We start from the raw sequence: 11422 nt of genomic DNA, 5'->3' as shown, positions 1-11422 counted from the left end.
TTCCCCTCTCCCCCCCCCCCCCCCCCCCTCCCCTCCCCCCCCTCTACAGATTGTCCGCATGCTGCACCCGCGCTTGGCATTCACCGGCGTGCTTGCCAGACTGCACGCAGCCGGCCGCCGGCCGGACGTGATGGAGCAGGCAATGGTGGAAGAGCGCGTCCCGCTGACGGTGCATGGCATGTCGGTCTCGGGCAATTGCCACAAGGTCCGCCTGCTGCTGGAGCAGCTCGGCAGCCGTTACCGCTGGGTGGAAGTGGACAGTGCCCACGGCCAGACCCATACCCCGGAATTCCTGGCGCTCAACCCGAATGCCAAGGTGCCGCTGATCGTCCGCGACGATGGCCGCGTGCTGACCGAATCCAACGCGATCCTGTTCTGGCTGGCCGAAGGCACGCCGTACCTGCCCACTGATGGCTGGGAGCGCGCGCAGGCGTTGAGCTGGATGTTCTTCGAGCAGTACACGCACGAGCCGTGCGTGGCAGTGGCGCGCTTCATCCGTGGTTGGACCGCCCCCGATTCGCCGCGCCGCGCCGAACTGCCACGGCTGCACGAGCGCGCGGCCACCGCGCTGGCGGTGATGGAGCAGCACCTGCGCCAGGCGCAATGGTTCACCGGCAGCGGATACGGCATCGCCGATATCGCCCTGTTTGCCTATACCGATGTGGCGGGCGAGGGCGGTATCAGCCTGGAGCCGTTCCCGGAAGTTCGCGCCTGGCTGCAGCGCGTGCGTGAGCAGCCGCGCTTCCTGCCGATGCCGGCGGTGACCGCCGAAGTGCGCTCGCGATTCGAGGCCGCGTGACTCTCACCAAGGTAACCCCCACAGGGTAGCGCCGGGCCATGCCCGGCGGAATGCAACAACGACACGGAGGGTGTTCGATGTTCGCTGTGGTTCCAGATCCAATTCCCGCACGCATGCGCGTGCTCAACCGCGCCGAAGTGTGCGACGTCAACTTCCTCGATGCGGTGCGTGGCTGGCGCGGAACCCCGCGTCCGCGCCCGGCACCGGATGCGCCGATCCTGCCGGGCAGCACGCTCACCGCCGCTGCTTTCGGCGAGCTGTTCGACTCGCAGCTGGCCAGCCGCCAGCTGGACCTGATGGCACGCGTGCTGCGCGTGCAGAACAAGGTCTTCTACACCATCGGTTCCTCCGGCCATGAAGGCAATGCGCTGCTGGCGCGGGCCTGCCGGCATACCGATCCCGCCTTCCTGCACTATCGCTCCGGTGCCTTCATGGCCGAGCGTTCACGCCAGGTGCCGGGTATCGACCCGCTGCGCGATGCCGCGCTGTCCTTCGCCGCCAGCGCGGATGATCCGGCCAGCGGTGGCCGCCACAAGGTGTGGGGCAGCAAGCCATTGTGGGTGCTGCCGCAGACCTCGACGATTGCTTCGCACCTGCCGAAGGCGCTGGGCACCGCGCTGGCCATCGAGAGCGGCAAGCGGTTGGGGCAGGCGCTGCCGGTTCCCACCGATAGCATCGTGCTGTGCTCGTTCGGGGATGCCTCGGCCAACCATGCCACCGCGCAGACCGCGTTCAATACCGCGATGTGGTCGGCCTACCAGAAGCTGCCGGCGCCGATCCTGTTCGTCTGCGAGGACAACGGGCTGGGCATTTCGGTGAAGACGCCGGACGGCTGGATTGCCGAGCGCTTCAGCCGGCAGCCGGGGCTCGACTATTTCTTCGCCGATGGCCTGGACCTGGCCACCGGGCATGCCCAGGTGCAGGCCGCGGTGGAACATTGCCGGCGCACGCGGCGGCCGACCTTCCTGCATCTGCGTACCACGCGCCTGATGGGCCATGCCGGCACCGACTTTGAAGTGGAATGGCGCGCGCTGCCGGAGCTGTGCGCGGCCGAGGCGCAGGATCCGCTGCTGCGATCGGCACAGATCGCGATGGAATCGGGCTGGATGGATGCAGCCGCCATCGAAGTGGCCTACGAAACGATGCGCGCGCGCTGCATGGCGGCGGCCGCCGACGCCGAAGGCCACCCGACGCTGCAGTCGCTGCAGGACGTGATGGCGCCGCTGGCACCGTACACACCGGCGGCGGTGCAGGCTGAAGCGCGGCGCGAGGTGCCCGCCGAGATGCGCGAAGCGCTGTATGGCGGTGCGGAGACCCTGCCCGAGCGACAGGCACCACGGCACCTCGCCATCCAGATCAACCACGGCCTGCAGGAACTGCTGGCGAAGTATCCGCAGAGCCTGTTGTTCGGCGAGGACGTCGCGCAGAAGGGCGGTGTCTACACCGTCACCAAGGATCTGCTGCGCCGCTTCGGCCCACGCCGGGTGTTCAACACCCTGCTGGACGAGACCATGATCCTGGGCATGGCGCAGGGCCTGGCCAACATGGGCATGCTGCCGATTCCGGAGATCCAGTACCTGGCCTACCTGCACAACGCCATCGACCAGGTGCGCGGCGAAGCGTGTTCGTTGCAGTTCTTCTCCAATGACCAGTACCGCAATCCGATGCTGGTGCGGGTGGCCGGGCTGGGCTACCAGAAGGGCTTCGGTGGCCACTTCCACAACGACAATTCAATCACGGCGCTGCGCGACATTCCCGGCCTGGTGGTCGGTTGCCCGTCGCGTGGCGACGATGCGGTGATGATGCTGCGCACGCTGGCGGCGCTGGCCCGGGTGGATGGACGTGTGGCGGTGTTCCTGGAGCCCATTGCACTGTACATGAGCAAGGACCTGCATGAGCCGGGCGATGGCCAGTGGCTGTTCGACTACCCGGACCAGGGCCAGGCGCTGGTACCGGGTGAAGGCCGGGTCTATGCGCCGGAGGCAGGCGACCTGGTGGTCTACACCTATGGCAACGGCGTGCCGATGGCGCTGCGCGCGGCGCGGGCGATCGAGCAGCAGCTGGGCTGGCAGGTGCGGGTGGTCGACCTGCGCTGGCTGGTGCCGCTGGATGCCGGCTTCATCGCCAGCCAGGCCGCCAGTGCACGGCGGGTACTGGTGCTGGACGAGGGCCGCCACAGTGGCGGGGTGGGCGAGGGCGTGGTCACGGCACTGGTCGAGGCCGGTTTCGGCCACCTGCCGCTGCGCCGGGTCTGCGGTGCCGATACCTATACCCCGCTGGCGGGGGCAGCAATGTTCGGGCTTCCAAGCGACAATGCGGTGATTGGCGCCGCCCTTGAACTGGCGCAGGAACCTTGATGCATGTGTGGATTGGCGGGAATGTTGTTGCCGGCGCCTGTGGCGTCGGCCGAAGTGCTGCAGGCGCAGGTCTTGGCCATGGGCGAGGCGCTGCACCACCGCGGGCCGGATGATGGCGGCAGCTGGGTCGATGCCGGCGCAGGCATCGCGCTGGCGCACCGCCGGCTGAGCATTCTCGACCTGTCGCCGCTGGGCCACCAGCCGATGGCCTCGTCCGATGGTCGCTACGTGATGGCCTACAACGGCGAGGTCTACAACTTCGCCGCCCTGCGTGCCGAACTGGAGCCGCTGGGGCACACCTTCCGTGGCCACTCCGATACCGAGGTGCTGCTGGCAGCGATCCTGCAATGGGGCATCGAGGACACCCTGCAGTGCTGCAACGGCATGTTCGCCATCGCGCTGTGGGACCGCCAGGAGCAGTGCCTGTGGCTGGCCCGTGATCGCGTCGGCAAGAAGCCGCTGTACTACGGCTGGGCCGGTGACACTCTGGTGTTCGGTTCCGAGCTGAAGGCGCTGTGGCAGCACCCGGCCTTCGACAACGACATCGACCGCGACGCACTGACCCTGTTGCTGCGGTTGGACTACATTCCGGCCCCGCACAGCATCCACCAGCGCTGCTACAAGCTGATGCCGGGCCGCGTGCTGCGACTGGATGCCGAAGCCGTCGCGGCGGGTGCATCGGCGCACCGCCCGGAACAGGCGCAGCGCCCTTACTGGGATGCGCGGGCACGCATGCAGGCGGCGCTGGCCGCGCCGTTCCAGGGCCGTATCGAGGAGGCCGAGGAACAGCTGGACGGGCTGCTGCGCGACGCAGTGGCGCTGCGCATGGTGGCCGACGTGCCGGTGGGGGTGTTCCTGTCCGGCGGCACCGATTCATCGCTGGTGGCCGCGCTGATGCAGGCACAGAGCGGTCAGCCGGTGCACAGCTTCAGTATCGGCTTCACCGGTTCGGGCCACGACGAGGCGCCGCTGGCCAAGGAACTGGCCGCGCATCTGGGCTGTGACCACACCGAACTCTACGTCAGCGGTGCCGATGCACTGGCGGTGGTGCCGCAGTTGCCGGCAATGTTCGACGAACCCTTCGCTGATGCCTCGCAGGTGCCGACCGCGCTGGTCGCCCGCCTGGCGCGGCAGGGCGTAACCGTCGCGCTGTCCGGCGATGGTGGTGACGAGCTGTTCTTCGGCTATACCCGCTATGTGCGCGCGCTGCGCAACTGGCAGATGCTGGGCCGCGTGCCAGGGCCGCTGCGGCGTTGGATGGGCGCGCGCTCCCAGCAGCAGGGCGAGGCCTCGCGTACCGGCGGCCTGGCCGCGTTGTTGGCCGAGTCCGGCGCGCGTGGCATCGGTGACGTGTACCGCAACCGCATCTCGCGCTGGCGCGACCCGACGGCGGCAGTGCCGGGCGCGCAGGCTGCCGGCAGCTTCTACGACCTGGCCGATCCGTTGCACGGCGCCGGCACACCGGCCGACGCGATGATGCTGGCCGATTACGTGACCTACCTGCCGGATGACCTGCTGTGCAAGGTCGACCGCACCTCGATGGCAGTCAGCCTGGAGGCACGCGCGCCGCTGCTGGACTGGCGCGTTGCCGAGTTCGCCTGGTCGCTGCCGCTGGGCTTCAAGCGCAGCGAAACCACCAGCAAGGTGCTGCTCAAGCGCGTTCTTGGCCGCTACGTGCCGCAGTCGATGGTGCACCGGCCCAAGCGCGGGTTCGGTGCGCCGGTCAGCGACTGGCTGAAGGGCGACCTGCGGCCGTGGGCCGAAGACCTGCTGCAGCCTGCACGGCTGGAGCAGGAGGGCGTGCTGTCGGCAGCCGCGATACAGCCGCTGTGGCAGCAGTTCCTGGGCGGCCAGCGCAAGTGGCATACGCATCTGTGGAACGTGCTGATGTTCCAGGCCTGGCAGGCGCATTGGCGGCAGGTGCGGGCCGGCGTGACCGGGGGCTGATCTTCACCGGACGGCACGGGCCCGGCGTCTAGGCTGGGCCTCCCGCACCGTGAGGAGTATGTCCCTATGTCCGTCCCCACCATCGCCGTGTTCGTCGGCAGCCTGCGCAAGGATTCCTGCAACCGCAGGCTGACCCATGCGCTGGAGAAGATCGCTGGCAACCGCGCGCGCTTCCAGTACGTGCAGATCGGCGATCTCCCGCTCTACGACCAGGATTTCGATGGCCAGTACCCGCCGCAGGGCACCCGGCTGAAGGATCAGGTGCGTGCCGCTGACGCGGTGCTGTTCGTGACCCCTGAATACAACCGGTCCGTGCCCGGCGTACTGAAGAACGCCATCGATATCGGCTCCCGCCCGTATGGCGACAGCGCGTTTTCCGGCAAGCCGGCGGCGGTGATCGGCGCCTCCATCGGCCAGATCGGCACCGCCGTGGCCCAGCAGCACCTTCGCAACAGCCTGGCCTTCCTGGACATGCACGTGCTCGGCCAACCCGAGGCGTTCATCCATTTCAAGGACGGCCTGATCGATGCCGACGGCACGGTCCATAACGAAGGCACGCAGAAGTTCCTGCAGGGCTATGTGGACCGGTTCCTGGCGCTGATCGCGGTTCACGTCAAGGGCGATTGACGCCAGCGGTTGCCACCCCCATCTGCGATAATGCCCGCTCGGGTGCCGCAACGGCGCCCGTCGCAGGCAGTGCGACGCCCCCACGCCAATCTGGCCAGGCACCGGCGGATATCCCCCGTTTCTCCACGGCTTATCCACAGGCTTGTCCATGGCCGCCGGGGTCGGCGCATGCCTACACTCGTCCGGCCCACTTTTGCAGGAAACACCGCAGCATGTCCGCTCGCCCCGGCTTCCGTTCCAACCGCAGAGAGCGCGGTGATGGCTTCGATCGCGATCGCGACGAATCGCGCATCGACCAGTTGCGGGTACCGCCCCATTCGGTGGAAGCCGAGCAGGCGGTGCTGGGTGGCCTGATGCTGGCCCCGGAGGCCTATGACCGGGTCAATGACCAGCTGACCGAAGGCGATTTCTACCGCCGCGACCACCAGATGATCTACCGCGCGATCCGTGAGCTGTCCGAGCGCGAGCGGCCGTTCGATGCGGTGACCCTGGGGGAGTGGTTCGAATCGCAGGGCAAGATGGAACTGGTGGGCGATGGTGCCTATCTGATCGAGCTGGCCAGTACCACGCCGTCGGCAGCCAACATCGTGGCCTACGCCGAGATCGTGCGTGACAAGGCGGTGCTGCGGCAGCTGATCCAGGTGGGCACCGACATCGTCAACGATGGTTTCCAGCCCGAGGGCCGTGAGAGCAGCGAGCTGCTGGCGTCGGCGGAAAAGAGCGTGTTCGCCATCGCCGAACAGGGCGCACGCGGCCGTACCGATTTCGTGGCGATGCCGGGTGCACTGAAGGATGCCTTCGAAGAGCTGCGCAGCCGCTTCGAGAACGGCGGCAACATCACCGGCCTGCCGACCGGCTACAACGATTTCGATGCAATGACCTCCGGCCTGCAGCCGACCGACCTGATCATCCTGGCTGCGCGCCCGGCCATGGGCAAGACCACCTTTGCGCTGAACATCGCCGAGTACGCGGCGATCAAATCGAAGAAGGGCGTGGCGGTGTTCTCGATGGAAATGTCGGCATCGCAGCTGGCGATGCGCCTGATTTCCTCCAACGGCCGCATCAACGCGCAGCGCCTGCGTACCGGCCAGCTGGAAGACGAGGACTGGAGCCGCGTCACCAGTGCGATCAAGATGCTGAAGGAAACCAAGATCTTCATCGACGATACGCCGGGCGTGTCGCCGGAAGTGCTGCGTTCCAAGTGCCGCCGCCTCAAGCGCGAGCATGACCTGGGCCTGGTGGTGATCGACTACCTGCAGCTGATGAGCGTGCCGGGCAACAGTGAAAACCGCGCGACCGAAATCTCGGAGATCTCGCGTTCGCTGAAGGGCCTGGCCAAGGAACTGCACGTGCCGGTGATCGCGCTGTCGCAGCTCAACCGCTCGCTGGAAACACGCACCGACAAGCGCCCGGTGATGGCCGACCTTCGCGAATCGGGCGCAATCGAGCAGGATGCGGACATGATCGTCTTCATCTACCGCGACGATTACTACAACAAGGAAAATTCGCCGGACAAGGGCCTGGCCGAGATCATCATCGGCAAGCACCGTGGTGGCCCGACCGGTTCGTGCAAGCTGAAGTTCTTCGGCGAATACACCCGCTTCGACAACCTGGCCCACGATTCGGTCGGCTCGTTCGAGTAACAGGCGTGCCGGCCGCTGTCCGGCAACCTCCTCCTGGCCGACAAACCATTCGAAACACCAAACGTCCGTATGTGGCGTGTAAATGACATGTAACGCGACGCTTCTACGATTCCGCCGCTGCTGCCCTTCGACGCCGCCCTTCGGCGTCCAGCGTGCCCGAGGAATCCGCCCCCATGCCGTCCCACGCTCCGCTCCGCCGCAATCTGCTGGCCCTGCTGGTCTGTGCTTCGCTGCCGTCGCTGGCTGTCGCTGAAACCGCCCCCGCGACCGACGCGCCGTCGGCCACCACCCTCGATTCGATCTCGGTGATCGGCCGCGGCGAAGCCCGCCAGGTGCAGCGTGTGACCGCCGAGGACATGAAGATCCTGCCGCCGGGTGCCAACCCGCTGAAGCTGCTGGCCAGCAAGCCGGGCGTGCACTTCGAATCGGCCGATGCCACCGGCGCCTACGAATGGTCCACCAGCATCAGCCTGCGTGGTTTCAACCAGAACCGCCTGGGCTACACCCTCGATGGCATCCCGCTGGGCAACATGGCCTACGGCAACAGCAACGGCCTGCACATCAGCCGCGCGGTGATCAGCGAGAACCTGGGCGGTGCCGAAGTCTCCACCGGCATCGGTGCGCTGGGTACGCCGTCCACCAGCAACCTTGGCGGCGTGTTCCAGTTCTACTCGATCGATCCATCCACCGAATATGGCGTGGTTCTGGCACAGGGCTTCGGCAGCGACAACGCGCGCCGCAGCTATGCGCGCCTCGATACCGGCGACCACCAGGGCTTTGCGGCCTACCTGTCCGGCGCATACTCGGAAGGCGACAAGTGGAAGGGCAAGGGCTCGCAGGAGCTGAAGCAGTTCAACGGCAAGGCCACCTACAACTTCGGAACGGACAGCAGGATTACCGCGCTGTTCAACGCCTCGCGCCGCGTCGAGGCCGATTACCAGGACCTGTCGCTGGAGATGATCGATCGTCTCGGCTGGGACTGGGACAACTACGCGCCGGACTGGAACCGTGCCGTGGCCGCTGCACGCGGCACGTTCAGCGGCGGCGTCAACAGCCCGTGGGATGCGTACTACTCCGGCCACGGCCTGCGCAATGACGACCTGTCCAGCATCGCCGGCGATTTCGGCCTGAACGAGTCGATGCGCCTGAAGGTCAACGTCTACAACCACAGCAACCGTGGCCAGGGCCACTGGTTCAGCCCGTCCAATCCGTCCAACCCGGGTACCAGCCGAGAGATCCCGATCTCGATCCGCACTACCGAGTATGCGATCGACCGCACCGGTGTGACCTCTGCGTTCACCTGGAACGTGGCGGGCCACGAGCTGGAAGCGGGCCTGTGGTACGAGGACAACGGCCACAGCGTGCAGCGCAACTTCTATTACATCGACGGCCCGATCACCGACGATTTCTTCCTGCGCAATCCGGACCAGCGCGTGTGGCACCAGCGCTACACCACCATCACCCGCCAGTTCTACGTGCAGGACCGTTTCCGCCTGTTCGATGACCGCCTGACCATCGACATCGGTGCGAAGTCGCCGCACACCCGCACCCGCGTGCGCACACCGCTGGGCAGCTATGCCAACAACAGCAGCCTGACCTCGAAGAAGGGCTTCCTGCCGCAGGCCGGCTTCAACTTCAAGCTCAACGAAGGCAACGAGATCTTTGGTTCGTTCGCCAAGAACATCGCGGCCTATGCACTGGGCGTGGGCAGTCCGTTCAACGTGCCGCAGGCCGCGTTCGATGCCAGCGCGAAGAGCCTGAAGCCGGAACAGTCGCGCACCCTCGAACTGGGCTGGCGCGGCTACGGCCATGGCTATGAAGCCTCGGTTGCGGTGTATGACGTGAAGTTCGACAACCGCCTGCTGGCCATCGCGCAGTGCGTGGGCATCCTCGGTTGCCCGGCGCTGTTCTCCAACGTCGGTTCGGTGACCAGCCGCGGTGCCGAGGCGACCCTGCAGTTGAAGCCGATGCAGGACCTGATCTGGTCCAATGCGCTGTCGTGGAATGACAGTACCTACGACAACGACTACGTGAACAACGGCGTGGTGCCGACCCGCGGCAAGACGACCGTCGACACACCGGAGTGGATGTTCGCCAGCACCCTGGCCTGGACCCCGGGCCCGTGGGACCTGCGACTGGCCGCCAACCATGTCGGCAAGCGTTACGTGACCTATACCAACGATGTGTCGGTGCCGAGCTACTGGCTGGTCAATGCGTCGGTGGCCTATGACTTCGGCACGCTCGGCCCGGCACAGAAACTGACCGTGGCGCTTAACCTGACCAACCTGACCGACAAGCGTTACCTGTCTTCGATCAACACCAACGGCACCTACGCCGCCGACCCGACCCGCAGCTTGGCGACCATGCAGGTCGGCGCGCCGCGGCAGGTGATGGCCACCGCCACCGTGCACTTCTGATGCGCGGGCCTGTCGATCCGGAAAGCCGTCGTCGCCTGTTGCGCATGGCGTGGCAGGGCGCGGGGGCGGCGATCGCACTGGCGGCGATGCCGGGGCTGGCCACGGCCGGCCCACGGCCGCGGCTGGGGCGTGATCCGTTCACCCTCGGTGTCGCCGCCGGTGATCCGGATCCGCAGGGGGCAGTGCTGTGGACGCGGCTCGCGCCGGACCCACTCAACGGCGGCGGCATGCCGTCGCGGGCGGTGCCCGTGCGCTGGTTCGTGGCCGAAGACCCCGGCATGCGCCGGCTGGTGCAGCGGGGCGTTGCTGCGGCTGTGCCGGAGCTGGCCCATTCGGTACATGTGGAGGTCAACGGCCTGCGTCCCGGCCGCGATTATTACTATCGTTTCGCCTGCGACGGCGATGAGGAAAGCGTGGTCGGCCACTTCCGCACCGCGCCGCTGCTGGACACGCAGTTGCAGCAGTTGCGGTTGGCGCTGTGTACCTGCCAGGCGTGGAACAGCGGCTACTACCCGGTGCTGCGTGACATCGCGCAGAGTGATGTCGACCTGGTGCTGCATGCCGGCGACTACCTGTATGAATACAGCCCGCTGCAGAACGCGCGTGGCAGCACGCTGGATGCGGCGCGGTTCAGTGGCGAGACGGTGAGCCTGGAACGTTACCGTGACCAGTACGCGCTGTACAAACTCGATCCCGATCTGCAGGCCGCGCACGCCGCACACGCGTTCGCGGTGATCTGGGATGACCACGAAGTGCAGAACGATTACTCCGGCATCCACCCGGAGAAGCCCGGCGTCTCAATGGAGGATTTCATCATCCGCCGCGCGGCCGCGTATCGTGCGTTCTACGAGCACCTGCCGATGCGCAGCACGCCTGCGGGCAACGGTGGCCTGCGCGTGCATCGGCGCCTGCGTTACGGCGATCTTGCACAGCTGACGCTGCTCGACTGCCGCCAGTTCCGCCCGGCCAATCCCTGCGGTGTGGGTGAGTCACCGCGCTGCGAGGCGGCGCTGGATCCACGCATGAGCATGCTCGGCACGGGCCAGGAGGCGTGGTTCGCGCAGTCGATGGCCGTCGCGCGGGGCACGCGCTGGAACGTGGTGGTACAGCAGCTGCTGATGGCGCAGCTGCGGCTGGACGGTGGCACACCGCGCGAGCGCTTCTGGAACGACGCCTGGGATGGCTATCCCGCCGCACGCAACCGCCTGCTGCAGGCCTTGCAGGCGGGCGGGCAGGGCAATGCCATCGTGCTGGGCGGTGACTGGCATTCCACCTTCGTCAACGACCTGAAACTGGATTTCGACGCGGCCAGTGCGCCGGTCGTGGCGACCGAATTCATCGCCCCGGCGATCAGCAGCGGCGGCGACGATACGCCGTATGGTCCGTATTACGGGCCATCGATACCGCAGAACCCGCATATCCGCTATTTCGATGGCGACCGCCGTGGCTGGTGGAAGCTGCAGCTGAACCGGCAGACCGTTGAGGCGGAGCTGCGCTTCGCCGACAGCGTGCTGCGTGCGGACGCCGCAGTGCGCTCCGCGGCGCGCTTCCAGGTGACCCACGGCCGCCCGGGCGCATCGCAGCTCCTGTAGAGGCGGAGCCACGAGCATCTGACTTTTGGAAGACGAGCGG

General features: G+C 66.9%; 7 protein-coding genes. All 7 read left to right on the top strand.

What is annotated here, in order from left to right; all coding sequences use genetic code 11:
- The first annotated feature begins 142 nt into the window (after positions 1-142).
- The gene (locus ACTJJM_RS09565; RefSeq protein ID WP_029380098.1) at positions 143-799 is read left to right on the top strand and encodes a glutathione S-transferase family protein; all 657 of its coding nucleotides are present in this window, start codon (positions 143-145) and stop codon (positions 797-799) included.
- A gap of 77 nt (positions 800-876) precedes the next feature.
- The gene (locus ACTJJM_RS09560) at positions 877-3156 is read left to right on the top strand and encodes a thiamine pyrophosphate-dependent enzyme (protein ID WP_197644663.1); all 2280 of its coding nucleotides are present in this window, start codon (positions 877-879) and stop codon (positions 3154-3156) included.
- A gap of 3 nt (positions 3157-3159) precedes the next feature.
- On the top strand, positions 3160-5103 hold the full coding sequence (asnB, locus tag ACTJJM_RS09555; protein WP_241874267.1) for an asparagine synthase (glutamine-hydrolyzing): 1944 nt from the start codon (positions 3160-3162) through the stop codon (positions 5101-5103).
- Between the two features lie 66 nt (positions 5104-5169).
- A complete protein-coding gene (locus tag ACTJJM_RS09550) occupies positions 5170-5730 on the top strand; it encodes an NADPH-dependent FMN reductase (RefSeq protein ID WP_440865437.1) in 561 nt (186 codons plus the stop codon).
- Between the two features lie 212 nt (positions 5731-5942).
- The gene (locus ACTJJM_RS09545) at positions 5943-7373 is read left to right on the top strand and encodes a replicative DNA helicase (RefSeq protein ID WP_010486827.1); all 1431 of its coding nucleotides are present in this window, start codon (positions 5943-5945) and stop codon (positions 7371-7373) included.
- Positions 7374-7546: 173 nt separating this feature from the next.
- On the top strand, positions 7547-9790 hold the full coding sequence (locus ACTJJM_RS09540; protein WP_241874269.1) for a TonB-dependent receptor domain-containing protein: 2244 nt from the start codon (positions 7547-7549) through the stop codon (positions 9788-9790).
- The gene (locus ACTJJM_RS09535; RefSeq protein ID WP_197577224.1) at positions 9790-11382 is read left to right on the top strand and encodes an alkaline phosphatase D family protein; all 1593 of its coding nucleotides are present in this window, start codon (positions 9790-9792) and stop codon (positions 11380-11382) included. Before ACTJJM_RS09540 ends, ACTJJM_RS09535 begins: the two co-directional genes overlap by 1 nt.
- The last annotated feature ends 40 nt before the right edge of the window (positions 11383-11422 follow it).

The sequence above is a fragment of the Stenotrophomonas sp. 22692 genome, from assembly GCF_052045015.1.
Taxonomy (GTDB): Bacteria; Pseudomonadota; Gammaproteobacteria; order Xanthomonadales; family Xanthomonadaceae; genus Stenotrophomonas; species Stenotrophomonas geniculata.
The sequence above is the reverse complement of the archived record's forward strand: the minus strand, read 5'-3'. Positions and strand labels throughout refer to the sequence as shown.